Origin of the sequence: Collinsella sp. OM07-12 (assembly GCF_003438275.1) — a bacterium.
Taxonomy (GTDB): domain Bacteria; phylum Actinomycetota; class Coriobacteriia; order Coriobacteriales; family Coriobacteriaceae; genus Collinsella.
In genome coordinates this window covers 18,593-43,330 of sequence record NZ_QSTQ01000022.1, presented here as the reverse complement: position 1 = coordinate 43,330, position 24,738 = coordinate 18,593, and the positions used below count along the sequence as shown (strand labels likewise).

23 protein-coding genes and 1 pseudogene are annotated in these 24,738 nt (G+C 62.4%); 7 read left to right on the top strand and 17 right to left on the bottom strand.

From position 1 onward, the window contains the following. Positions 1–224 precede the first annotated feature (224 nt). Both DXB98_RS08445 and DXB98_RS08440 read left to right on the top strand, forming a co-directional pair. Positions 225–1,505, top strand: coding sequence for a hypothetical protein (locus tag DXB98_RS08445; RefSeq protein ID WP_199407164.1), 1,281 nt, complete (start codon positions 225–227; stop codon positions 1,503–1,505). A 2-nt stretch (positions 1,506–1,507) separates the two neighbouring features. Then, positions 1,508–2,959: a hypothetical protein gene (locus tag DXB98_RS08440; RefSeq protein WP_117743808.1), complete on the top strand. Its 1,452-nt coding sequence runs from the start codon at positions 1,508–1,510 to the stop codon at positions 2,957–2,959. Between the two features lie 126 nt (positions 2,960–3,085). On the opposite strand, the gene DXB98_RS10480 is transcribed toward DXB98_RS08440, so the two are convergent. The 3 genes from DXB98_RS10480 to DXB98_RS08425 all read right to left on the bottom strand — a co-directional run bounded on the left by DXB98_RS10480 (position 3,086) and on the right by DXB98_RS08425 (position 4,951). After that, positions 3,086–3,625 (bottom strand): ParB N-terminal domain-containing protein, encoded by a 540-nt coding sequence (locus tag DXB98_RS10480; RefSeq protein ID WP_233505138.1) that lies wholly within the window; start codon positions 3,623–3,625, stop codon positions 3,086–3,088. Further along, positions 3,612–4,376 carry a ParA family protein gene (locus DXB98_RS08430; RefSeq protein ID WP_117743807.1) on the bottom strand — a complete coding sequence of 255 codons (765 nt, stop codon included), beginning with the start codon at positions 4,374–4,376 and terminating at the stop codon, positions 3,612–3,614. The genes DXB98_RS10480 and DXB98_RS08430 overlap by 14 nt, the downstream gene beginning before the upstream one ends. Positions 4,377–4,579: 203 nt before the next feature. Next, complete coding sequence (locus DXB98_RS08425) at positions 4,580–4,951, bottom strand: YraN family protein (RefSeq protein ID WP_117743806.1); 372 nt, start codon at positions 4,949–4,951, stop codon at positions 4,580–4,582. A gap of 548 nt (positions 4,952–5,499) precedes the next feature. On the opposite strand from DXB98_RS08425, the gene DXB98_RS10475 reads away from it, so the two are divergent. Beyond that, positions 5,500–5,877, top strand: coding sequence for a hypothetical protein (locus DXB98_RS10475; RefSeq protein ID WP_233505137.1), 378 nt, complete (start codon positions 5,500–5,502; stop codon positions 5,875–5,877). On the opposite strand, the gene DXB98_RS08415 is transcribed toward DXB98_RS10475, so the two are convergent. From DXB98_RS08415 to DXB98_RS08395, 5 genes and pseudogenes are all read right to left on the bottom strand, one after another. Then, the gene (locus DXB98_RS08415; protein ID WP_117743805.1) at positions 5,861–6,856 is read right to left on the bottom strand and encodes a nucleotidyl transferase AbiEii/AbiGii toxin family protein; all 996 of its coding nucleotides are present in this window, start codon (positions 6,854–6,856) and stop codon (positions 5,861–5,863) included. The genes DXB98_RS10475 and DXB98_RS08415 overlap by 17 nt on opposite strands. Beyond that, positions 6,840–7,457: a DUF6088 family protein gene (locus tag DXB98_RS08410; RefSeq protein WP_117743804.1), complete on the bottom strand. Its 618-nt coding sequence runs from the start codon at positions 7,455–7,457 to the stop codon at positions 6,840–6,842. The genes DXB98_RS08415 and DXB98_RS08410 overlap by 17 nt, the downstream gene beginning before the upstream one ends. A 156-nt stretch (positions 7,458–7,613) precedes the next feature. After that, the gene (locus DXB98_RS10325; RefSeq protein ID WP_199407163.1) at positions 7,614–7,994 is read right to left on the bottom strand and encodes a hypothetical protein; all 381 of its coding nucleotides are present in this window, start codon (positions 7,992–7,994) and stop codon (positions 7,614–7,616) included. Position 7,995: 1 nt separating this feature from the next. Further along, positions 7,996–9,068, bottom strand: a pseudogene (locus DXB98_RS08400) (site-specific integrase). Next, entirely contained in the window at positions 9,055–9,270 is a 216-nt protein-coding gene (locus DXB98_RS08395; protein WP_117743803.1) for a hypothetical protein, read from the bottom strand. The pseudogene DXB98_RS08400 and the gene DXB98_RS08395 overlap by 14 nt, the downstream one beginning before the upstream one ends. Before the next feature lie 139 nt (positions 9,271–9,409). On the opposite strand from DXB98_RS08395, the gene DXB98_RS08390 reads away from it, so the two are divergent. Next, positions 9,410–9,823 (top strand): helix-turn-helix domain-containing protein, encoded by a 414-nt coding sequence (locus DXB98_RS08390; protein WP_117743802.1) that lies wholly within the window; start codon positions 9,410–9,412, stop codon positions 9,821–9,823. Positions 9,824–10,380: 557 nt separating this feature from the next. Here the strand turns inward: DXB98_RS08390 and guaA are convergent. Continuing rightward, complete coding sequence (gene guaA, locus DXB98_RS08385; protein WP_117743801.1) at positions 10,381–11,979, bottom strand: glutamine-hydrolyzing GMP synthase; 1,599 nt, start codon at positions 11,977–11,979, stop codon at positions 10,381–10,383. A 267-nt stretch (positions 11,980–12,246) separates the two neighbouring features. On the opposite strand from guaA, the gene DXB98_RS08380 reads away from it, so the two are divergent. Next, positions 12,247–13,260, top strand: a complete 1,014-nt coding sequence (locus DXB98_RS08380; protein WP_117743800.1) for an asparaginase — start codon at positions 12,247–12,249, stop codon at positions 13,258–13,260. Between the two features lie 22 nt (positions 13,261–13,282). Here DXB98_RS08380 and DXB98_RS08375 read toward each other — a convergent pair whose 3' ends face one another. Beyond that, on the bottom strand, positions 13,283–13,501 hold the full coding sequence (locus tag DXB98_RS08375) for a helix-turn-helix domain-containing protein (RefSeq protein WP_099432713.1): 219 nt from the start codon (positions 13,499–13,501) through the stop codon (positions 13,283–13,285). Between the two features lie 76 nt (positions 13,502–13,577). Here DXB98_RS08375 and DXB98_RS08370 point away from each other — a divergent pair, with 76 nt between their 5' ends. Further along, positions 13,578–13,967, top strand: a complete 390-nt coding sequence (locus DXB98_RS08370; RefSeq protein ID WP_117734622.1) for a hypothetical protein — start codon at positions 13,578–13,580, stop codon at positions 13,965–13,967. A gap of 9 nt (positions 13,968–13,976) precedes the next feature. Here the strand turns inward: DXB98_RS08370 and DXB98_RS08365 are convergent, their stop codons facing one another. From DXB98_RS08365 to DXB98_RS08355, 3 genes are all read right to left on the bottom strand, one after another. After that, positions 13,977–14,360, bottom strand: coding sequence for a DUF1648 domain-containing protein (locus DXB98_RS08365; protein ID WP_089572786.1), 384 nt, complete (start codon positions 14,358–14,360; stop codon positions 13,977–13,979). Positions 14,361–14,371: 11 nt separating this feature from the next. Beyond that, positions 14,372–15,448 carry a redox-regulated ATPase YchF gene (gene ychF / locus DXB98_RS08360; RefSeq protein WP_035136922.1) on the bottom strand — a complete coding sequence of 359 codons (1,077 nt, stop codon included), beginning with the start codon at positions 15,446–15,448 and terminating at the stop codon, positions 14,372–14,374. A 114-nt stretch (positions 15,449–15,562) separates the two neighbouring features. Continuing rightward, positions 15,563–16,816, bottom strand: a complete 1,254-nt coding sequence (locus DXB98_RS08355; protein ID WP_117743799.1) for a 4Fe-4S binding protein — start codon at positions 16,814–16,816, stop codon at positions 15,563–15,565. Positions 16,817–17,073: 257 nt separating this feature from the next. Between DXB98_RS08355 and DXB98_RS08350 the strand changes: the two genes are divergently transcribed. Beyond that, positions 17,074–18,318: an alanine--glyoxylate aminotransferase family protein gene (locus tag DXB98_RS08350; RefSeq protein WP_199407162.1), complete on the top strand. Its 1,245-nt coding sequence runs from the start codon at positions 17,074–17,076 to the stop codon at positions 18,316–18,318. A gap of 195 nt (positions 18,319–18,513) precedes the next feature. Here the strand turns inward: DXB98_RS08350 and arcC are convergent, their stop codons facing one another. The 4 genes from arcC to fdrA form a co-directional block, all read right to left on the bottom strand. Beyond that, positions 18,514–19,452 (bottom strand): carbamate kinase, encoded by a 939-nt coding sequence (gene arcC, locus DXB98_RS08345; RefSeq protein WP_117743798.1) that lies wholly within the window; start codon positions 19,450–19,452, stop codon positions 18,514–18,516. A gap of 108 nt (positions 19,453–19,560) precedes the next feature. After that, positions 19,561–20,613, bottom strand: a complete 1,053-nt coding sequence (gene allD, locus DXB98_RS08340; RefSeq protein ID WP_117743797.1) for an ureidoglycolate dehydrogenase — start codon at positions 20,611–20,613, stop codon at positions 19,561–19,563. A gap of 91 nt (positions 20,614–20,704) precedes the next feature. After that, on the bottom strand, positions 20,705–21,547 hold the full coding sequence (locus tag DXB98_RS08335) for a DUF2877 domain-containing protein (RefSeq protein WP_117743796.1): 843 nt from the start codon (positions 21,545–21,547) through the stop codon (positions 20,705–20,707). Positions 21,548–21,551: 4 nt separating this feature from the next. Next, positions 21,552–24,551, bottom strand: coding sequence for a DUF1116 domain-containing protein (gene fdrA / locus DXB98_RS08330; protein ID WP_117743810.1), 3,000 nt, complete (start codon positions 24,549–24,551; stop codon positions 21,552–21,554). Positions 24,552–24,738 lie beyond the last annotated feature (187 nt).

Here is a 24,738-nt window from a genome sequence, read left to right as displayed (position 1 = left end):
CATTGCAACCTCCATCTCTCCTGATGATGGAATTGTCGCAATTGGGGGTCCTGCTGCGTGTACTGTGCATAGGACACTTATCCAAAGCGGTCTAACACAACGATAATGCTGTACACCGACGACGCTTTTCGCGCAGATAATGACCGGTGGTTAAATCACTGATAGAGACCAAATCCATCGGTGGGATAATGGCCTTTGATTGCAAATGGAGAAAGGCAGGGACGATGGGCTTCTTCGATAAAGGCTTCGACCCAATAAAAGAGGCGCAGAAGGCTGCGGCCGCTGCAGGAAAAGGAATCGCAAGCGCTGCCGAACAGGCATCGAATGCCGCCAAAACCGCCGCCGATCAGGCGGGACAGACCATCGGGGACATTGCAGGCAAGGCAAAAGGTGCCGTTCAGAGCATTGGAGATGCGATCAAGGACGGTCCAGAGCCGAAGAGCTTCAAATACAACACTGAGTTTGTCGATGAGCAAGACGCTGACGCATCGACCCAATCTCAAAGTCCAGCTCCCGAACATATGGCGAAAATGCTCGGCGGTGTAGCTGAAGGAGCCGCAAATGCCGCGAGCGCTGCGGCCGCCGGTGCTCAAGGCGCTGTCGCCGCCGTCGCAGGCAAAGCGGGAGAAATCGCCGACGGGATCAAGCAAGGTGTCGAGAATGCAAGGGCGAAAGAACCAGATGAGTACGAGCTCGCCGTCATCGAATACAACCAAGCCTATACAGATCTGGAGTCGGGAGGGATCGAACTCTACCAGTCCAGGCTGAGGAGCATCGACCTGCTGGACCTCGTTACCGACCTGGTGAACTCGATCGCGAACACGCCGAAGTCGTTCGTGGAGGATGTCGAGGAGGTGTCCCACAAGAAGCGAAGCTTCAAGGAGTCGGAGTCCTTCGCCCGCGAAGAGCTGGACTCGGCGCGGAAATCGGCGGCCAGCGCCGGCGCCGGCGTCGCAGCGGGCATGGCCGTTGCCAGCATAGCCCCATCCGCCGCCATGTGGGTTGCCACAACTTTCGGCACAGCCTCCACGGGCGCCGCGATCTCCACGCTGTCGGGCGCTGCCGCGACGAACGCGGCGATGGCCTGGCTCGGCGGAGGCGCATTAGCCGCCGGAGGAGGCGGGATGGCCGCAGGCAGCGCTTTCCTGGCAATGGCCGGCCCCATTGGATGGGGCGTCGCAGGCGCCACGTTGCTGACCTCCATCGCGCTTTTCGTGAAAAAACAGCACAAGATCGCTGAGGAAAAGCACGAGGAGCTCTTGTCGGTAAAGAGAAACACCGAGGCTCTTAGGGAGACGTCCGCAGCGATTGGGGCGCTTAGGGCGAAGACCGACGCCCTTCGCGAAGAGCTATCCGGGTCCTTCATGTCCTCATGCCGCCTGCATGGCGCCGACTACCTTTCCATCTCCGACGACGAGAAACTGGCCCTGGGCTCCTTGGTAAACAACGCGAAGTCCCTGGGCAGCCTCATCGTCGAGAGGGTGGCCACCCGGGACGGTGAATAGCCATGAAAGCAGAAAAGGTACTCAAGAGCTCACAGGAGCAGGCCGTCGCCGCATGGATCGGCTTGATCAACCAGATGAGAATCGACGACCTAATCGAGAATCTTAACCGCCAAGACCAGAACCTCGATTCCGCAATGGAGTCCATGAACTGGGCGCTCGGGAAGATCGAGGACCTCGTCGTTGCGAACAGGGGCGGTAACAAGGGCGTCCACGGGTTCATCGCCGAGGTGGCCGAATGCGGGCTGGAGAACGCGCAGAGCCTCGTCCATGGCGATAAACCGGTAATGGAATGGGTTAATGACAACGGCCCCGCCGACCTTTTGCGCAACGGCGTCGAGATACAGGTCAAGTTCGTGAACGCCGGCGGCAAGTTCTCCCTAGACGCTGTGGCCGCCCATTTGCAGAAGTACCCCGATTTCCTCGACAAAGACGGCATCTACCAGATTCCGAAGGACCATCTCGACGCGGTGCGCTCCCTGTATGAGATGCCAAAGGAGGAAGCGGCCAAGCTGGCGTCCTCGACCGGCGGCCCGTCTTACTCAACCTGGAGAAGCATCCATGAGTTCTTCGACTCAAGCGGGTTCAGCATCGATGACCTCGAGGCCTCCAAATTCGAGTACTCGGAAGTCCAGAAGAACGCTATCGCCGACAAGATGACCGAGGAGAAGAGCAGGCTCGCAGACGAGAGCGAGCGAATAAAGAAGGACATCTACGAGGAGCACAAGCCCACGCCCCAAGAGGGCGCGAAGGCCGCGGCGGCTGGTGCCGTTCTGGAAGCGGGAACGGCATTCGCCATTTCAATGAATCGCCATCTCGTGAACGGAAAGCGTATCGGCGACTTGACTCAGGATGACTGGGAGGAAATCGCCATAGATTCCGGCATGGGACTCGTCAAAGGTGGCGTTCGCGGCGGAGCTGTTTATTGGCTGAATAACTACACGGCTACCCCCTCATCTGTTGCAAGCGCGCTGGTTACGGCATCATTCGGCGTCGCTGAATGCGCTTACAGGTTCCGCAGCGGCGAGCTTACGGAGATTGAGTTTATAGAAAACTCCGAAATCGCGTGCCTCGATGCGTCTGTGAGCGCGTTCTCGAGCTTCGTGGGCCAGGTTGCCATTCCGATCCCGGTTCTGGGCGCCCTCGTCGGCAACGCCGTAGGCACGACCGTGTACGAATTGGGAAAGGATTTCTATAACAAACGAGAGGCGGAGCTGCTCGCGCACTATGCCCAGGAATTGAAGGTCCTCGATACTGAGCTCGATGGCGAATACGACGCATGCATCAGCGGCCTTCGTGAGAATATGAGCGCATACATCAGCCTTCTCGAGAAGGCTTTCTCCCCGAATGTCGCAATGGCTTTTTCCGGCTCCGTTGAGTTGGCGGCAAGCCTTAACGTCCCGGACGGCGAAATCCTGCACACGCGCGAAGAAGTCGATGATTTCTTCCTGAATTAGAATCAGTCAGGTTAAAGAAACAACGGCCGAGCGAAACCCAATCGCTCGGCCGTTTGCCGTTTAGAACGGATGAATCTCCTGTATTACCATCATGCTCACTTGCCTAGGCAGGCAAACTGCAATGGCCTACATCACCCACTTGAACACGGCGCGGAACAGCCAGACGAAAAAGCCCAGCGTGACCTTAAGCGCTGCCATGAGGAACCTACCAAGCCTCTTCATCGACGTCACCCCAATCTTCCTTGACCTTGCGGGCGCCCTCGTCGGCGCCCTCTTCCTTCTCTTTCGCGAGCAGCCTCGCCAGTTCGTCGGGCACGCCCGGGACCTCCGCCCTCCCCAGAGCGCGCTGCAGGGCATCCTCTCGTAGGCGGGGTCGTCCTTCGCGAGCAGCGCGTAGGCGGCCTTGCGCCGGTGCCCAGAGACCATCTGCCACGAGCCGTCGCCGACCTTGCGCACGAGCGGCAGGTCGGTGAGGCCGTCCTTGCGTATGGACTCGGCGAGCTCGGCTATGCCAGCCGGGTCCATGGAGTAGGCGGCGTTCGCCGGGTGGTCGGCGATGTCGGCCACCGCTATCTCGGACACCGGGTAGCGCCCGCGGGTGCGAGACGCGCCGTCGAGAAGCCCCGTGATAGTGAAGCCCGCGGCCACCTGGCTAGGAGAGCTCACGGGACACCTCGTCTGCGAGCGCCTCGTAGTCGCGCGCGGGGCGGCTCCCCGGCTCGAAGGCGGCCACCGGCTTCCACTGCCAGCTGCCCTCGCAGACCTTGCTGCTCGCGTGGATTACCGTCTCGAACTGCTCGCCCGGGAAGAAGCCGTCGAGCACGGCCGCGCCCGTGGCCTCGGCGTTGGTCATGCGGCCGGGCACGCAGGTGCGCAGTATCTTCCAGCGGGGCGTGGGCATGCGCAGGGCGTCCGCGATGGAGCGCGTCGCCTCCACGGTGAGCGCCGTGCCGCGCATCACGGTGGAGTCGAGCTTGACGGGGATGACGACCATGCCGCCCTCCGCTGCGGCGAGGTAGGCATTAAAGGCGAGCCTGCGCATCACTGGGCTGCAGTCGATCAGGCAGACGTCGTAGGAGCCCGAGGCGTCGTCGAGGGCGAACTTGAGGCGCTGCTCGCGCAGGAGCATCTCGTTCTGGTCGACGAGGTCGATGGTCGAGGCCACCACGTCGAGGCCCTCCCCGGCGGCGTAGGCGACCTCCTCCACGGGCACGCCGCCGTAGAGCAGCTCGACCGAGGTGCGCCGCTCGGAGGCGGCCCGGTCGTAGAGGCCGAAGAAGTCGGTGGCCGACGCCTGCGGGTCGAGGTCGACGAGCAGGGTCCGAAGGCCCCGGGCGGCGAAGATCGCCGCCAGGTTCACGGCGGTCGTCGTCTTGCCGACGCCGCCCTTGTAGTTGGAAATGGCTATCGTGCGCATGGGTCGCGTCCTCTCTAGCGTGGGGCGCGCCTCGCCGCATCCGGTCCGACGCGCCCCGAGTCTCGGAGCGTCGGGACAAAACCGTACGGATTTGTCCGACAAGCGGAGTGTACCATGAAAACGTACGGATATGTACGCTTTCATGGTACAAGGGGCGGATTCGGGGAAACCCGACCCCGGGAACCCGGGGCCGGGCGTGCCGCCTAGGAGAGCGGCTCCATCTCGCCGAAGCAGTTGATGTGGTGGCGCAGAAGCGCTCGGTTCTCCTTGACGACCATCATCGCCACCTCGTCGAAGCGGACCGGGGTGTCGGCGTAGTCGTCGCCGTTGCCGGCGAGCCACGTCGCCGCCAGCGCCTCGCGCAGCCCGCGCGCCCTGCGGGCCTCGGGGAAGCCGTCCGTCCCGATTCGGACCGTGGCGTCGACGAACACCAGGGTCCCGTCCTCGTCCACCGCCACGAGGTCGATCCCGCCGATGCCCTCGGGCCCCTGCCAGGCCTCGTCGACGATCTCGTAGCCCTTGCGCTCGAGGAAGATCCTGATCGCGCCCATCGCCTTTTCCTTCATGTCGTTCATGTCTTGCTCCTTAGACTCGGAGGCCCGCCCCTGTGGCGTGCCTTGCGTCGCGTGAGTCGCATGCAGCGCGGGCGTGCCGGCAAGGGAGGAAGCGGAGTCGGGCGTGGAAATGGAAGTATCCCGACGGCAGTTTTTCGCGTTGTTCGCGCGCGCAGCGCATGGGGCGAAGAACCCGAAAAAGTGTCGCGGCCCTTGCCGGCCGCCTGCCGGCGTGCGACCCTGCGCGTCCAAGGGGCGCCGGGGCGGGTTTCGGATCGGAGGGGCGCAGGCGTGCGGCATAGAATCGGGCATGGGTGCCGGGGCCCTCCGGGCATGGGATGCGGGCCCGTCGGCGGTTGCAGGGGCGCTCAAGGGAGTTAGCGGCGGCGTCGCGGCGAGGACGATTGCGCGCCCTCGTGTCCCGACGCCGCGGCATGAGCCGGCACGGACGGCTTTCCCGTGCCGCCTGCGGCCGATATGCGCACGGGATCGCTGGCGGTGAGACTTTTCGTTGCGCGGAACGGCTACGGTGCTGCGCGACACGTCCGTTGAGAGAAGGAGGCAAGCAGATGTTGGGCTACGAAGAGAAGGTGGAGCGCCTCGAACTGCTCGACGCGGTGGCGGAAGCCGGGAGGTTGGCGAGGGGCCTGGACCAGCTGCTCGAGTCCCTGGCGCACGCCGATCAGCTGGACCCGCTCGACGTCGAGGGCACCCTGGCCCTGAGGTCGATAAGCGAGAGGTGCGCCGGTCGCATCGAGGACGCCGCGCGCATTCTGGAGGCACAGAACGAGGTCTTTATGCCGAAGGGCAAGAGCCTGCTCTCAACGCCGCCCGTCGAAAGGGAACGCTCCGCTCTTGGCGGGGAAGCCGTCGCGTTGCTCGCTCCGCCTCTTCGATTCTGGCAGGCGCCCGGAATTGGGGCGGCCTTGATCAGCTTAGCCCGTTGATGGTCTCCTCGAGCTCCGCCATGTAGGCGACTATCTCATCGATGCTTGGGTAGCTGCCGAACAGCATCGGCCTCATCGAGGCGTAATCGGCCGCCAACTCGTCGAGCCTGCCCTTTGGAGGGGCGAGCCTGAGCGTGCCGGGCCTCGCGTCGGCCAGCTTGGCCCACGGCGTGCGGTAGAACTTCTCTTTGAACCTGACGACCTGTTCGAGGAGGCCAGGCTGCGCTACGGCGCGGCCGAGCACGAACGAGTGGCCAAGGCGGTACATGTCGTAGTAATGGCGGGAGTAGCGCCTGGGCATAGCCTTGCCCTCGGGCCTGTTGGCCTCCTGGTGCAGGATGGTGGCCTTCTCCCAGAACGTGCGCTCGGGGCTCGCGGTGCGCACCGTGGTCGACAGCTCGGGCCCGAACGGAACCACGTCCGCCGCGTACGGGGTTATCGCCGCCTCCTCGGAGGGCGACCATGCCGCCATGGGCCCTATCTCCAGCTTGATGGTGTCGAGCGTGCCCGCCGACTCGAAGGAGCGCGGGTAGTCGAAGTACACGGTCTCCTCCTCGGCCCCGCACCTAACGGACGCTTCGGTGCCGAGGGACTCGGAGAGCGTGGCCCTGAGCTTCGGGGCAAAGGCGTCGGCCAGGAAGGCGTTCGTGCGCTCGATGCTGTCGGCCTTGAACCGCTCCTGCGCCGAGTTGCTGCGCGGCTCCCACGGTTCGTCCTCGCCGTAGCCCAGGAGTCGCCAATCGAGTATGAGGTCGATGTCCTCCGAGAAGCGCTCGATGAGCCCGAAAGCCTTCGACAGGCTCGTGCCGCCCTTGAACACCATGGACTCGGCGAAGCCGCTTCTGTGGAAAAGGTGGTCCAAGGTGTAGCACACCCAGAAGTCCTTCTCGACGACGGCCGGCGCAAGCGCCATCCTCTGCGCGGCGGCCTCGAAGACCAGTCTGCGCTCGTCGGTCGAGGCCCTAGCGATCCTGTCCATGCTTCGCCTCCCATATCTTCTTCGCGGCGTCGGCAACCCAGGAGGTGAGCCCCGCCGACTCTTCCAGGAACGCGCCGGCCTGCTCCTCCGTGAGGTTGCGCGCGAGCGTTCCGATTTCCTCGTCGCCCACGTTCTCGCGCCCGAGCGCCTTGAGGGCCTGCACGATGGTGCAGGTGATCTGCGAGCAGTCGAGCAGGTCGCGGTTGGCGCGGTGCTGGAGCTCGATATCGTACGGCCCGTACTCGTAGCGCTTGTACGGACCGCTGCTGACGTAGACGAGCTTTGCGGGCACCTGCGTGTCGAGGCCCAGCGCATTGAGCGCCGCGTCGCCGGACGGTGCGACGATCCACTTGTTGGCACGGGCGACGGCGCGCACGACCTCGTCGGCGCTGGCCGGCACCTCGGTGCCCATGAGCGCGCTGCGCTCCGGCGCGTAGTAGACGCCGCGGATGGCGCGGGCGATCCCTCCCTTTGCATGCAAGCGCCCGAGCGCGTTGGCAGCGTTGCGTCGGCCTGCGACGTCGGAGAAGTCGGCGGCTGTGAAGGCCCTGCCGGCGCCGAAGCTCTCTATGCGCTTAGCGATGGCCTCTGCTTCTGTCATAGCGTTCCTCCTTTTTGATGAAAATAGTATATACCTTTTTCATCAAGTTGCCTCTGATTGCCTTGGTTGCCCACGCATCGCGCCTGCGGTCCCTCGCCGCGCCGGCACGCGCGCGTGCGCCCGGAAGCGGTTGAGTCTCCCAATCGCGGCCCGGGATTAGCATCGAGACATCTCGAAGAGATCGTCGCTGGGCCCTTTCTCGCGCTTTGCGCGCCTTCCGGGCGGCGGCGCCTCGCCGAACCCGTTGAAGATCTCCATGACCAGGGCGAGCTGCCTTTGGAGGTCCGCATCAAGCTCATCGGCGTCGCACACGGCGAGGAGCCGCTCCGCCAGTCCCTTCATGGAGTCGCGCAGCGCCCGCTGCGTCCGCGACGACGGCCTCACCGTTATCTCGGTCCCGGTCAGCCTCGCCATGATGTAGTCCTGCCTGCTCATGCCGCTCCAGGCGGCCATGTTGGCGATCAGCTCGTACTCCTCCGGGGTGCAGCGGAACGCCATCGTCTTGCTGCGCTTTCGGGCGCTGTTCTCGCACGGCATCCTATTCGCCCCTCAGCTCGGAGAGCGCGTCGGCGATCTGCGCGCGCTTGGCGGGGAAAAGGTGCGCGTAGCGGTATGTGATGTCGATGGCCTCGTGTCCCACGCGCTCGGCGATGTCGAGGGCGGAGAAGCCCATGTTGATGAGCAGGCTCACGTGGCTGTGGCGAAGGTCGTGGATGCGTATCCGCTTGACGCCCGACGCCTTGCAGCCGCGGTCCATCTCGTGCACGAGGAAATGCTTCGTGAAGCCGAAGAGCCGCTCGTCGGGCGCCACGTCATCGCGCATCTCGATGAAATCCGCCATCTCGTCGCGGAGGAACGCGGGCATCTTGATCGTGCGCACCGATTTGCGCGTCTTCGGCTTCGTGACCACATCCTCGCCGTGCAGCCGCTGGTAGGATTTGTTTATGCGAAGCCCGGACGTTTCCAGCGGGAAGCCCGAGGGCGTGAGCGCCATGAGCTCGCCGCAGCGTATGCCCATCCAGTAGAGAACCTCGAACGCGTAGAGGGCGAGCGGCTTGTCGGAGATTGCGTCTGAGAAGCGGAGGTACTCGTCCTTGGTCCTGAACTGCATCTCGCCGGCCTCCTTGCTACCCATCTTGTCCACCTTGTGCACCGGGTTTTTCTCCAGGTTGTAGTAGCGCTCGGCGTGGTTGAAGATGGCCTTGAGCTGGTTGTTGATGGTCCTCAGGTTGTGGGCTTGAAGCCGTCTCCGTCCGCCCTTGTGGACCCCGTGAGGGAGTTCTGCCACCTGACGATGTCGACGGGCCGAATGTCGCACATGCGCATGTCGCCGAAGAACGGGATGAGCTTGCTCTCGATGATGTTCTCCTTGGTGAGCCAGGTGTGCTCGCGGACCCTCGGCCTCACCTCCGCCTCGTAGACCTTGCCGAAGTCGGCGAAGGTCATGTCCATGGCGTCGTCCTTGAGGGCCTTGAAGTTCTTCTCCCACAGGAGCGCCTCGAGCTCGGTCTGGAAACCCTTCTTCGTCTTGTGTCGCTTGGCCCCGCGCGCGTCACGGTAGTAGAACTGCACGTAGAAGAGGCCTGTCTTCTTGTCCTTATAGGCCGGCATCGTCCACCTCCGGGAAGTAGCGGGCATCGAACAGGTCGCTGCGGACGCGTCCGCGGATCACCACGCGCCCGAGGGCCTCCTGCTCCTTGTTCATCTGGCGGATGACCTCGTAGGCGCTGCCTTTCTTGATCTTCAGGCGCTCCGCCACCTCGTCTGCGGTGAGCATGCTCGGTCTCGGCGTCCTCGCAACCGGTTGTTCCATCTTGAACCTCCTGTCTATTCGTACATATCCGTACGTTGATATTCCAGAGAATAACCGTACGAATCTGTACTGTCAATAGAATTGCGTACAAACCCGTACGCTGATAGAATGGTCGCCGACGAAATCTATAGGAGGGCACATGGCGACAGGCGACAACATCCGGCGGTACCGCAAGGCGAAGAGCTTTACGCAGGCCCAGCTCGCCGATGCCGTGGGGCTCACCGAGGGCGCGATCAGGCACTACGAGAGCGGCATCCGCGCTGTTAAGCCGGAGCTGCTCGAGAAGATCGCGAAGGCGCTCGAGGTCTCCGAGGGCGCGCTCAAGGATTACGGCGTCGAGACGTCGCAAGACCTCATGGCCCTGCTGCTGCAGCTGGAGGGGGGCTACGGCCTCGTGCCCAGCGAGGACGGCATGGGCCTGACGGTCGACCCCAAGGCGCCGCATGCCCCCAAGCTCGCGCAGTCGATCAAAACCTGGGCGGAAAAGCGCGCAGAGTTAGAGCGCGGCGAACTCGACGAGGACGCTTACGCTGACTGGAAGGCCTCTTTCTGACATCTTCCCAGGTGAATTGACGTTTCCTTGCGAACGGCCTCCGGTTTTCCGGGGGCTGTTCCATTATTCCCGTATGAAATCGGCACCCCGGAAGCCCTGTTCGGGGAATAATTGCATACCCGAGTACGGCAGAGTACGCGGCGTTATTCGGCGGTATTCTGGGTTGTCGAAACTGCGGAAACCGATTTTCGCGTTTTATTATTCCCGTTTGTTGACCTGGGCAAATGCGATTAACGAGGGCTTGAATCCGCCTCGCAGTTTCAACTTAGTTTCACTCGCTCGAAATAGGCCCTCCGGGGACCCGAATTGTGAATTATTCCCGCAGGGCCCTATTATTCCCGTACCGCCGAGTGCTCCGCCGTGCCGCCCAGTAGGGGTATGCGGGAATAATTGGGCCATTTCCCCAGGTAGGCATGCAAAAAGAAGGCCCCCGAACCAAAGGGTTCGGAGGCCGTTATTCCCGTTATTTCGCTGGTGGCTTTGCGCTATGGCGACATCGAAACAGCATCAGGCGATACTCGGCAGCACCAAAATGCGAGTTCAGAAGCCAGTTCCCATTATTCCCACTCGATCGTCGCGGGCGGCTTGGACGTGATGTCGTAGCACACGCGGTTGGCGCCGGGAACCTCGGCCACGATGCGGCCGGAGATGCGGGCCAGAACGTCATAGGGCAGCTTGGCCCAGTCGGCGGTCATGGCGTCGCTGGACTCGACGGCGCGCAGGATAATCGGACGCTGATAGGTACGCTCGTCACCCATAACGCCGACGGACTTAATGTCGGGCAGGACCGCAAAATACTGCCAGCAGCTGTGTTCGGAGTTGCGCTCGCCGGTCTGCTCAAACAGGCGCTGGTTGTAGGCGTCGAGCTCCTCGCGCACGATAGCGTCGGCGTTCTTGAGAATCTCGAGCTTCTCCTTATCGACCGCGCCGATGATGCGGATGGCCAGACCCGGGCCCGGGAAAGGCTGACGGAACACGATGTGGCCCGGCAGGCCCAGCGCCAGACCAAGTGCGCGGACCTCGTCCTTAAAGAAGTGGTCGAGCGGCTCGATGAGGTCGAAGTGCACGCCCTCGGGGAACGGGATCAGGTTGTGATGGCTCTTGATGGTGGCCGTCTTGCCGCCCGTCTTACGAGCGCCGGACTCGATGATGTCGGGGTAGATGGTGCCCTGAGCCAGGTACTTGACCGGCTTGCCATCGCACTCGAGCTGCTGGGCCACAGCGAAGAACTCTTTCCAGAACTGCGTGCCGATGATACGGCGCTTCTCCTCGGGCTCGGTCACACCGGCCAGAAGTTCGGCATAGCGGTCCTCGGCGTGGACGTGAATAAAGTCGACGTCGAACTGCTTGGTGAAGACCACCTCCACCTGCTCGGGCTCGCCCTTGCGCAGCAGGCCGTGGTTGATGAACACGCAGGTCATCTGCTTGCCCACGGCGCGGGCGCCCAGCGCAGCCACGACGGAAGAGTCGACGCCACCGGACAGGGCCAGAATCACGCGGTCGTCGCCGACCTTCTCGCGGAACTCGGCCGTCATGGTCTCGACCAGGTTGTCCATGCTCCAGTTGGGCTCCAGGCCGCAGATCTCAAACAGGAAGTTGCTCAGCAGCTGCTGACCGTACTCGGAATGCTTGACCTCGGGGTGGAACTGCGTAGTGAAGATCTTGCGCTCAACGCACTCCATGGCGGCAACCGGGCACACGTCGGTGCTGGCGGTGACGGTAAAGCCTTCGGGCACCTCGGAAACGGCGTCGCGGTGGCTCATCCACACGGTCTGCTCCATGGGCGTGGAGTTAAAGAGCTTGGCGCCAGCCGTGCGCGTAATGGTAGCGCGGCCGTACTCGCCCACCTCGGAGTGACCGACCTTGCCGCCGAGCGTCACGGCCGTGATCTGATGGCCGTAGCAAAAGCCCAGGACGGGAAGGCCCAGGTCAAAGATGGCAGGATCGATGGACGGAGCGTCCTCGGCATACACAGAAGCCGGGCCGCCAGAAAGGATGAGCGCAGAGGCGTTCATCTCGCGAATCTCATCGGCCGAGATGTCGCAGGGAACGATCTCGGAATACACGTTGAGGTCGCGGACGCGACGGGCAATGAGCTGACCGTACTGCGCACCAAAGTCGAGTACGAGGACCTTTGCGGAAGCCTTTTGATCCATGGTTTCCCCCTCTTGTTGGCGGGGAGCCGGTGCCCACCCGCGTGAATGAACGAAAATAACTTTCATAGTGTACACGTTATATGGGGTTTCTCGTCCCTCGCAGCCATCAGCGCACGGCAAACGCACGACCGGGGCCCTATTTGACGGCAATTGGAGTGATACTAAACGTTACAGATGATGTAATACGTTTGAACATTGGACGCCCTGTGCCACAATACTGCCGAACGACTCCGCCTCTGCGGCGGCAAATACGATAGGAATACCAGCATGAAGCGCATCCTTCTCATCGCCACGGGCGGCACCATCGCATCGACCGAGGACGGCAATGGCCTCTCCCCCGCCCTGACCGGTGAGGAGCTCGCCCAGAGCGTCCCCGAGATCTCGGGCCTCTGCGAGCTCGACGTCGTGCAGCCCATGAACATTGACAGCACCAATATGCGCCCCAGTGACTGGATGCGTATCCGCGACGTCATCGTCGAGGGTTATGCCGACCACGACGGCTTCGTGATTCTGCACGGCACCGACACCATGAGCTACACCGCGGCAGCGCTTTCCTACCTGATTCAGGACAGCCCCAAGCCCATCGTGCTCACCGGCTCGCAAAAGCCCATGGGCAATCCCTTTACCGACGCCAAGCTCAACCTGTACCAGAGCCTGCTCTATGCGCTCGACGAGCACTCGCATGACGTCTCGATCGTGTTTGGCGGCGTCGCCATTGCCGGCACACGCGCCCGTAAGCAGCGCACCATGAGCTTTAACGCGTTCATTAGCGTCAACTATCCGCCCATCGCCTATATCCGCAACGACCGTATCGTGCGCAGCGGGCTTCACGGCACGCATCGAGGCGAAAACCCGGTGCGCTTCTACGACCACATCGACCCACGCGTGTTTGTACTCAAGCTCACGCCCGGCGTGAACCCTGGCGTTCTGGACGCTCTGGCCGATAGCTACGACGCCGTGATTCTGGAGACCTTTGGCATTGGCGGCATCCCCGAGTTCGGCGAGTCCGGCGAGTCGTTCCAAGAGGCAATTTTCCGCTGGGTCGATTCGGGCCGCACCGTCGTTATGACCACGCAAGTCCCCGAAGAGGGCCTTGACCTGGGTGTTTACGAGGTCGGCCGTGCTTACGCCGATCATCCGGGCATTCTGCGCGGCGACGACATGACCACCGAGACGCTCGTGGCCAAGACCATGTGGGCACTCGGTCAGTCACGCGATGCCGCCGAGATCCAGCGCCTGTTTTACAGCCAAGTCAACCACGATCGCATCCCGATGGCGTAATTCAGCTGTCGACGGGTATCCCCTATTCGATACCCTCGAGAAGCTCTGACACCGTCATGCCAAGGGCGGGCGCGATCTTAAATAGAACCTTGAGCGTGAAATTTGCCGTTCCATCTTCGATTCTGTCGAGATAGGGGCGGCTGATTCCTGCTGCCACACAAAAATCGACCTTGGAGATACCAAGGTCCCTGCGCGTCTCTTCGACCCGCCTGCCAAGAATCTGTTTAGCACGTTCGTCCATGCAGACGAGTTTGAAATGGAGCCGAACATAAACGTAAACTATAGTTTACGTTTTGCCGAATACACAGGAGTTTTCTATGTCGGGTTCTTCGGTCCGCACGTACCGAGCCACGCTTCGCACAAACAGCGCACCGCCCAAGCTCGTCGTCGTTGAAGCAGAATGTCTTTCGCCCGATGAGCGCACAGCATTTGCATTGCTATCAAGTCGCGTCGCCGCCGTTCTGGTCCCTTGCCCGGCGCAAGGCGAACTTGCCATCCAATGCCAAGCGCACAGCTGCTCGCTCAATCAGGCTGCCGTAATCACAACCAGCCAACGCGGTCTGCCCCTTCTCCTAGAAGCCGGTACCGCGCTCACCCTTCGCGGCGCCGGATACGAAAACGAGGCCGCCGCCGATATGGTCTTTAAACCACGATCGAGCGGCGGCCTCGCAGCAGCCATTGAATATGCGTGCAGGCTCGTTGCCTAGAAGAACAAGTTAGAAACCAAAGCCAAAGCCCGTTCCGGTAATCGCCGAGTACATAAAGTAGACGTTGATTACGTTGAGAAACACACCCGTGATGCAGCCGTTTCGCAGGTAGCGCTCGCACACGATGCGCGCCATGGCGGCGGAGTCATCATTGTTTTTAGCCTGGCGTCCTGCCGTAAAGTACGTCGCCACGCTCAGCAGTAGGTTGAGCACCGGCAGTGCCAGCAACTCGTAGCTCTTGCCCCAGCGCGTCACCTCGCCGGCTGCGTTAAACTTCGTTGCCACCTCGGGACCAATGTTGGGGATAACACACGCTGCGACCACCAGCGGAATCACCGCAAGTACGAGCAGAGCAATACCCATGTAGCCAGCTTTTTTGCCATACTTAAACATATGCGTCGTCCTTACACGTTAAAGCGGAAGTGCACGACGTCGCCATCGGCCATGACATAGTCCTTGCCCTCAATACGCAGTTTGCCGGCGGCCTTGGCGCCCTGCTCACCGCCGAGCTCGATGTAGTCGTCATAGCCAATGACCTCGGCCTTAATAAAGCCGCGCTCAAAGTCGGTATGGATGACACCGGCAGCCTGCGGAGCGGTCGCACCCTGACGCACCGTCCAAGCCTTGACCTCCATCTCGCCAGCCGTAAAGAACGACTGCAGGCCAAGCAGCTTGTAGGCGGCCTGCGCGAGCACGTCCAGACCGGGCTGCTCCAGGCCCAAGCTCTCCAGGTAGTCGGCCGCATCCTCGGGATCGAGCTCGGAAAGCTCAGCCTCGATCTTGGCGCAGATGGGCAGTGGCTTGACACCATCGATGGGCGCCAGGTCGTCGTTGAGCATATCCTCGTCCACGTTGGCCACATACAGGATGGGCTTCATGGTGAGCAGGAACAGGCCCTTGGCAGCGGCGCGCTCCTCGTCGGTCATCTCCATGGATGCGGCGCGCTTGCCCTCGTTGAGCCAGGCAAGCAGGCGCTTGGCGACCTCAAACTTGGGCATGAGCTCCTTGTCGCGCTTGGCCTCCTTCTCGAGCTTAGGCAGCTGCTTCTCGAGCGTGCCCATGTCGGCCAGGATGAGCTCGGTCATGATGGTATCGGCGTCACCGGCGGGGTCGACGAACTCGCCCGTGCGGCCCACCTCGCGCATGACGTTGGGATCCTTAAAGTAGCGCACGACCTCGCAGATGGCGTCGGTCTCGCGAATGTTGGCCAAGAACTGGTTGCCCAGGCCCTCGCCCTCGTTGGCACCCTTCACCAGGCCAGCGATGTCGACAAACTCGACCGTAGCCGGCACAATGCGGCCGGGGTTAACGATGTCGGCGAGCTTTTGCAGGCGGCTATCGGGCACATCGACGATACCCACGTTGGGGTCGATCGTGGCAAACGGGTAGTTGGCGGCAAGGCCGGTCTTTTTGGTAAGCGCGGTGAACAACGTCGACTTGCCCACGTTGGGCAGGCCCACGATACCGATGGAAAGGGACACGACAGCTCCTTTTGGTACAGGTACTTCAAACTTCATAAGTATAGCGCCGCCGCAGCATCCGGGCGAATCCGGACACCGCGGCGGCGCAAATGAAGCAGAGATAGGGGTCGCTGACTAGTCTGCGAGCTTTTCCACCTGATCGAGCATCTTGTCAAGCTTGGCCTTTGCCTCGGCCTTGACCTTCTCTGCCTCCTCGTGGGCCTTGGCCTTCTGAGCGGCCTTTTCCTCGGCTTCGGGGTCGACGACAACCAAGTTGGACGCATCGTGCTCGACCAGCTTGAGCGCATGTTCGGGACAAACCTTGACACAGGCGCCACAACCCAAACAATACGTGGACTCCAGTGCAAAGCGACCGCTTCCCACCAAATCGCAGGCGGACGTGGGGCACGCGTTAACGCACTCGCCGCACGACGTGCACTTGTCAAAATCGCACTCCGGCGTGCTCACCTGCATGTTCTGGGCAAGCTCGGGGTGGTTTTGCAGCGTCGAGAGCACCAGCTGTCGTCCGTGTGTGAGCGAGCGGCGACGCTTGGTCGTTGTGGTACCGCACATGGTGTTGAGTGTGCGCTCCAGCTGGGTGATCTGATGGCGATGGGCTTTGAGCTTCTGCGTCACCGAAGCCAGTGCCGCCGTCGCCGGATTGAGTTTGGTCACGGTCAGGCCCGTGGTACGGGCAATCTTTTCCATGTATTCCTTGCGCTCGTACTCGCGACGCTTATGGCACTTGAGGCTCTTGGGATCGACCTCTAGGCCCATACCCGTACCGGCCCATTCCTCGGCCTTCGCAATCGCCTCGCCCAGCATGTCCTCGCCACCGGTGTTGCGGCATTTATCGCACACGCCCAGCGGCAGATACACGCTCACGTTGGGATAGTCGGCCAGTACCGAGAACCAAGTCTCGGCCGTAATATCGCCCACGCAGGCAACGACGACCTCATTCTCGCGCGGCATGCGCTTAAGGGCACGCGTGCAGGTAACGTAGGCGGTCTCGTGGCTCGTGGCCGCCGAGACAATGTCGTCATACAGGTTTTTGGGCGCCAGGCGCGGCGAGATAATCGCCTCGGTCGGGCAGGCGGCGGCGCACAGGCCGCACTTGCGGCAGGAGTCGAGAATCTCGATGGCGTCTTCCTCGACCTCGATGGCGTCCACCGGGCACACGTCCATGCACGCGGTACAGCCGCTCTTTTCGTTTTTGCAAGCCAGGCACGGTATGGTGTTACCGCGCGGGCGCTCCTTGTAGTCAGCAGGATTCCACTGCGGAGCCGACGGATCGAGCGCGTCGGTCACACCGCCAAGCGGGTTTTTAAGAAAGTCGAAACCCTTGCTGATCTCGATAATGTCATCAAACAGATCGTGTTCCTGCGCCATGCGCGGCCCCTCCCTGAGCAGTGCAAACAAGCGATAGATAATGATACGCTAACAGCTCACACGTCGGCCAAAATACATGCAGAGTATCTTTTGCGGAAACCGGCGGAAACTAAAAGCGAAAACCGTTCGACCCAACAAGATTCCCGTCTGTCAATTGCTCACCTGGATAAATTTCGACATAACTTCTTATCGTATCTTGCACCTTGTCTTGCTCTAACCTTTTGACGTCAACATACCTAAATCTTGGGAGACAGATTATGGACCAGACCGCAACCGATGTGCGCCATATCGAGCGCATCAACCCGCCGCACCGCCTGCTCATGGCGCCCGGCCCCACCACCGTCGACCCGCGCATCCTCTCGGCGATGGCCACGCCCACCGTGGGCCAGTTCGACCCTTACATGCTCAAGATCATGGGCGAGGTGCAGGACATGCTGCGCTACACCTTTAAGGCCCCCGGTTATGAGGCCCTGATGGTCGATGGTTCCTCGCGTGCCGCCATCGAGTGCGCGCTCGTTTCCATCATCGCCCCCGGCGACAAGGTGCTCGTCTGCTCCGCCGGCCGCTTTGGCTCGCTGCTGGCCGAGATCGCCACGCGTGTGGGCGGCGACGTCACCGTCATCACCAAGGAGTGGGGTCACGTCTTTGAGCTCGCCGAGATCAAGGCAGCCATCGACGAGGTGCAGCCCAAGCTCGTCTGCACCGTCGCGGGCGACACCTCGACCACCATGCTGCAGCCGCTCGAGGGCCTGGGCGACATCTGCCACGCCGCCGGAGCCTTCCTCATGACCGACGCCACCGCCTCCTTCGCCGGCAACGACCTGCGCTGCGCCGAGTGGGGCATCGATATCGCCACCGCCGGCATGCAGAAGTGCATGGGCGGCCCGGCCGGCATCTCCCCCATCGTCGTCTCGCCCGAGGCCTTTAAGGCCATGGTCGCGCGCAAGTCCATCGAGGAGGGCATTGCCGACTCCCCCGAGGACGTCCTGCCCGTCGAGAAGCGCATTCGCTCCAACTACTTCGACTTCCCGCAGCTCGTCGATTACTGGGGCCCGCGCCGCATCAACCACCACACCGAGGCCACGCACATGCTCTACGCCGCGCACGAGACCCTGCGCCTCATCTGCGAGGAGGGCATCGACGAGGACATTGAGCGCCACCGTCTGAACGGCGCCGCCATGGCCGCCGGCGTTGCCGGCATGGGCCTTGAGCTCTACGGCGACCAGTCCACGCGCATGAATGACGTCATCGGCATCGTCATCCCCGAGGGCGCAACCGACGCCGTGCGCGCCGCGCTGCTCGAGAACTACGCCGTCGAGATCGCCAGCTCCTTCGGCCCGCTCAAGGGTCACATCTGGCGCGTGGGCGTCATGGGCTGCAACGCCCGCAAGGACTGCATCATGACCACGCTGCTCGCCCTGGGCTCGGCCCTGCTCGATGCCGGCGTACAGGTGGACATCACGGCCGGCGTCGCCGCCGCCGAGGCCGTCTACGCAGCGTAGCGGCCACCAGCACAAATCAACCACGCAAAAGGGGGCAGGCCACATCGATGGCCCGCCCCCTTTTATTGAAGGAGCCGAGCAGACAAAACCCAGCACCATCGCACAAAAAAGCACCTGCGACTGTCAGCCTGTCGCAGGTGCCCCATCTATACAAACGCTGCCCGTGCCTCCCAGAGCTGCGTAAGTACCAAGTATTTAGCGCACGATCGTGGTGCCGGCGCCCTCGTTGAGCTTAGCCAGGCACTCGAGCGAGGTGATCGTGGCGCGACGGCCCTCGCCGGACTGCACAAAGCGCATGCAGCCGCGAACCTTGGGCAGCATCGAGCCTGCGGGGAACTGGCCCTCCTCGATGAACTGCTCAGCCTCGGCGATAGAGATCGTCGAAAGCGCGCGCTGCGTGGGCTTGCCGAAGTCGACGCAAACATTGTCCACGCCCGTGCAGATCACCAGGTGATCGGCATCGACGGTCTCGGCGATCTTCTCGGCCGTAAGGTCCTTGTCGATAACACCCTCGACACCATAGACGCCCTTGTCATCCTCGAGCACGGGGATGCCGCCGCCACCGGTGCAGATGACCACGATGCCGGCATCGGCGAGCGCGTTGATGCCCGCGCAGCCGGGAAGCTCCATGGGCTCCGGCGAGGGCACCACGCGACGCCAGCCGCGACCGGCATCCTCGATGTAGGTCTCGTTGGGGTTGGCAGCCATAAGCTCGCGAGCCTGCTCCTCGGAATAGAACGGGCCGATGGGCTTGGTGGGGTTCTTGAACGCCGGGTCGTCCGGGCTCACGGTCGCCGTCATGGCGAGCACCTGAACGAGCTTCTTGATGCCGGCACGCTTAAGGGCACCGCGCATGGCGAGCATAGTCCAGTAACCGATGGAGCCCTGAGTCATGGCGACGCAGGTGTCGAGCGGCATGGCCGGGTTCTTCTCGGAGTTGGCGGCCTCCTGCTGCAGCAGCAGATTGCCGACCTGCGGGCCGTTGCCGTGGGTGATGATAACCTCGTCGCCGGCGGCAATGAGCGGCACGATGTAGTCACACGTGGCGTCCAGCGCCTTCATCTGGGCTTGTGCGGTGGGGTCGTCGGTGAGGATGGCGTTGCCGCCCAGAGCGATAACGATACGCTCAGCCATAGATGGCCTCCTTCAAAACTGATGTCATATGAAACCCTGGGGCCGATCGAGCGAACCGGCCCCAGAAATCAAGCGGCGCACCGTACAGGCGACGCGCCGAGAAACCTGCTACTCGGCGAAGCGGTTCTTGTGGTCCCAGCTGTTGATGTACAGCTTGTCGGAGACCAGGTAATCGTAGATATCGTCGACGATCTCGATACCGCCGGCAGCGTCGCACTTGGCCTTACGGATGAGGGCGCGCTCGCCGGGGTAGTACACCTTGTCGTAGCCGGGAGCAGGCTTGACGGCGCCCAGCTCGTCGAGGGTCTTGGACATATGCTGCTTGAACTCGTCAAGACCGCAGAAACGGCTCGGGTCGATGACGATGTGCAGGTGACCAAGCTCGCGGCCCTCGGACAGATCGTGGTACATGGAGGAGACGTTCTGGCCGGCCGGCACGCCCAGCAGGATGCCGGAGAGGATGTCGACGACCATCATGAGGCCATAGCCCTTGGGGCCGGCGATGGCGCGCAGAGCGTTGACCTGGTGCGGGTCGGTGGTGGGGTTACCGTCGACGTCGACCGCCCAGTCATCGGGGATGGAACGACCGGCGCTCTTGGCGTCGAGGATCTTGCCCCAAGCCTGAACGGTGGTAGCCATGTCGAAGTTCACGAATCGATCGTCGGCCGTGGGGGCACCGAAGGCGATGGGGTTGGTGCCGTAGAAGGGCTCAGCGCCGCCGTAAGGAATAACCATGGGGTCGGACTGGCACATGGTGAGGCAGCACAGGTCGTTCTTGGCGGCCATCTCGGTGTAGTAGCCCAGAGCGCCGGTGTGGGAGACGCGCTTGACGCCCACGACGCCGATGCCGTTCTCCTTAGCGAGCTCCATGGCCTTCTCGAGGCCCAGGATAGCGAAGGGATAGCCGCAGCCGTTGTCACCGTCGACGATGCCGGTGCAGGGGCCGGTCTGGGTCCAGGTCCACTTGGGATCGGTGGTAATGCCGCCCTTGGAGATGCGCTCGGTGTAGTACTCGACACGAACCTCGCCGTGGCTGTGCAGGCCGCGCTCGGACGACCAGGTAAGCACCTCGGCGGTCTTCTCGGCGTGCTCCTCCGAAAGGCCGGCAGCCATGAACTTGTTCTTCATGAGGGTCTTGAGTTCTTCGCGCTTGACGAGCATGTTGACCTCCTATGGTCTACTTGAGGCAAGGCTAGGCGCTTGCCTCGGGTTTTAAACAAATCAAAAGATGAATCCAGTAACAGGCAAATCGTTACGCCGCTGTATGCACGGGACTCGCCGCATGTGTCGCCACGTAAGAAAAGCCAATCGAAAGACCCAGCAGGGCATCGACGCCCGACGTGCTGCCGATGTGCTCGATCGATGTCGCAGCGTCACCGAAGGCGGCGGCATCGCGATTGCGAGCCGCGAGCAGCAGATCGCGATACACCGGGTTCACGCCGCCGCGAGAAAACGCCTCGACATAGGAGCAGGCAACTGGCGTGGTGCGCCCTGTCGACTCCTTGGCGAGAAGATCGACGAGCCCGGTAGCTTGGCCAAAAGCGCTGCGAGCGCAGGCATAACCCAGGAGCACGTCGTCTCCCGAGGGCGTAAGGCCAAGACCCCTGCCGCACAGATAGCGCACGTGCTCGGCGATCCGCCGGGACGACGTGCCCTCGCGAAGGCCCGTGAGCGCCCGCATCGTTTCCGCACTGGGGGGAAGCCCCGAGCGCTCGCGCAAGCGACGCTCCCCCAACCAAGAAAGTGCCCATCGTGCCGATTCGACATCGAAGAGGGGCGGGACGGAGCAATTGACGGGCTCCGCCCCCTGCAAATCGATTGACACGGTGCCGTCGGAACGGTACAGGCGCAGATAATCGTTACGGACGGTCACGACCTGACCGGGTTTAAGGCCGTCCAGCACAAGCGGCATCTCGCCTGCGGGAATGGTGATGCTCGTGCACGAGAATGCATCGGCATCGCGCCCCACGTGTACCAGGGCGCCATCGAGCTCGACATTAAAGCTCGTATTGAACACGCTGTGCACATGGCCCATCAAGGGAGCGCGGAGCCCCTCGAGCGCATAGGGCGAAATCTGGACGGCCGTGAGTGCCATGGTGTTACTCGATTCCCAAGCTTGCGCAGTAGGCCTCGAGTGCCTTCTCAAAGCAGCCGAGCGGGGCGCGCACGGTGCCGGCGCCGATCTGACCGACGCCTGCCTTCTTGTGGGCAATGCCGGTGTTGATGAGCGGCGTGATGCCGGTGGCGACAACCTTGCGGATGTCAATTGCCTGGCAGGTGCCCTTAAAGTCCCACGTGGGGATGGTCCAAGCGGGGTTGTGGGTGACGCAGATCTTCTCCATCTCGTTGGAGGTGGCAAGTGCGTCCTCAAAGCCGCCGGCACCGACGAAGCGGGTGACGCCGGGGGCAGCGATCATAGCCATGGCGCCCACGCCCACGGTCTCGGTGATTGCAGAGTCACCGATATCGGGGTTGGCATCCTCGGGGGCAAAGCCGGTAAAGTACAGGCCGTTGGGCGTGTTGACGGGAGCGGTGAACCACTCGTCGCCGAGCGAGGAGATACGCACGCCAAAGTTCTCGCCGTTGCGGCACATGGTGGTGACGACGCAGCCCTCGTGGTCCTTGCGGACGTAGTCGACGATGGACTTGCCCATAGCCATCATGATGTTGAGGAAGAACTGGTCGGTATCGGCCAGGAACTGGATGACCTCTTCCTTCTCCTTGGCGTCCCACTCCATGTGGGTGATGAGGGGTGCGACCTCCTTAAGGAAGCACAGGGAAGCAGCGATGTTGCGCTGGTGGAACTCGTCGCCCATGGTAATGGCCTTGGCAACGAGAACGTTGAGGTTGATGCCACCCTCCTTGAGCTTGAGAGCCGCGGAGAGGACGGGGCCGAGCACGTCGCGCATCCAGCGCAGGCGATTGACGACTTCCTCGGAGTAGGCGCCAAAGCGCAGCACCTTGCCGATGCCCTCGTTCATGGTGCAGTAGCCCACGGTACCGTCAACGCGGTTCTCGACCACGACGAGCGGCATATTCTGCGAGGTGATGCCGCCCATGGGGCCCACGGCGTGGACATGGTGGCACGGAATGAACTTGACCTCGCCGCTCTCGAGCAGCTTGCGGGCGTCGGCCTCGTTGTCGGCCCACTCCTCAAAGAGGACGGCACCGACGCAGGAGCCCTGCATGGGGTCGGTCATGTGGCTGTACTCGATCGGAGGACCGGCATGGAGGATGACCTTGCCGTTGATCTCGGGGATGAGGTCCTTAGCCGGACGGACGTCCACCAGAAATGGCTGCGAGGCGCGGAAGCGCTCGACAATGCGATCGTTCTGCTCATCGATCTCGTCGTGCTTTGAGAGCTCGGTCAGAAGATGAATCATGCGCTTGTTGCCGCCTGCCATGGGCTTCCAGGCATACTGGACGGCCTTGGCGCCGTACTTGACGAGCGGGTCGACGAAGCTCTCGACACCGACGTTGATAACGCGGGGCTTGGTGGTGAGGAGCTCCATCATGGCCTCGGAAGGCTCGGGGAGCGGAGAGTTGTCCTTGACGGCGTAGTCGACGGTCGGACGGTCGGCCTCGGTGTAGTCGATACCCTTGAAGGCAAGCGCGGCACGAACGGCGCGGGCGTTGCTCGACTCCATGACGGCGCCGGCATCGGCCAGCAGCTTGACGGAGCGGTCGTAATCCTGCGGATCGCGGCTGGTGCCCACAACGGTGCCCACAAAGTGGAGCTCGCGGCCGTCGGCACGGGCGGTCTCGATGCACTCGGTGATGACCGGGGCAAGCTCGGCGGCCATATCGGGATGGCAACCATAGCCGAGCACGCAGTCGAAGACGATGACGCCCGTGGTGGGCTTGGCGGCGTACTCGCGCATCATCTTGACGCGGACCTCGGGGTCGATCATGGGGTGCGGGCGACCCTGGGTGTACACGTCGTCGCCCAGGTCGATGACGTCATAGCCGCCGTGACGCAGCATGTAGCCGTCTTCCTTGATGATGTGGCCGAGCTCAAGCGCCTCGGTGATCATCATCGCAGCCTCGCCGGCAAGGGTGCCACCGGAGTAGAGACCGACGACGGTCTTGTCCTCGGCGAGGGGTTCGGCGACCGTAACGTCGACGGGCTCGCAGTAGTTGGCCTTGACCTCGCGGCCGGCAGCCAGATCCACGGCGATCTGTGCGCACTCCTCCAGGGTGTGGGCCAGATGCACGTGACCCAGATGGGCCTCGGGCTTCTCGCCAATAAAGATCGCGACGACCGGCTTCTCGCACTTCTCGAGCAGGTCGATGACCTCGTCGCGGACCTCGGGCGCGGGCGGCTTGGAGATAACGCAGATGACGTCGGTGGCGTCATGGTTCTCGAGCGCCACGATAGCGTCCTTAACGGTCACGGCGCCGACCTTGGCGTTAAGGTCGCGGCCGCCGGTGCCGATGGCATGTACGCAGCCGCCACCCATACGGTCGATGGCGCAGGTGACTTCCTGGATGCCGGTGCCCGAAGCGCCGACGATACCGATGTTGCCGGGGTTGATCACGTTGGTGAAGGCCACGGGCACGGAGCTGATCACGCCGGTGCCGCAGTCGGGACCCATAAAGAGCAGGCCCTTCTCGTGCGCCTTCTGCTTTAGACGAACCTCGTCCTCCAGCGCGACGTTATCGGTAAAGGAGAACACGTTGAGGCCCAGGTCGAGTGCGCGCTCAAGCTCGGGCGCGGCATACTCGCCGGGGATGGAGAAGAGAGCCAGGTTGGCATCGGGAAGCGCCGCCACGGCCTCCTCCCAGGAGGTGGCGGTGGTGTTGCCGCCATCGGCAGCCTTCTTGACCGAAAGGTCATCGAGGAAGGCCTCGGTCTCGGAGAGCACCTCGTCCACGATCTTCTCGTCGTCGGCCTCGACGACGATCACCATATCGCTGGGGTTGGCAGCGGCGGCCTCGGGCGTCAAAAGGCCTGCGGCATCGTAGATGTCCTTGTTGGCATCGGTGCCCATCATGATCTGGCTCTGGACCACGCCGGGCATGGCGTTGATCTTATTGGTGAGCAGCATCAGGTTGATGGAGTCCTGATACGAGTTTTGCTTTACAACCGTATAAAGCATCTGCATCGCCGACTTTCTGTATCTGTATGTCTCGGTGGGTGTACCGTCACGCTGTAGGCCGTAACGGCAACGAGCGTCTGATGACAGTAAACCATGCACCAAGGTTCCATTCATTATCTTGAGTGTCTAGCGATTTGGACTCGACTTTATCCACAGTGGACATTGTTGGTGATTTCCTTAGTCAGTA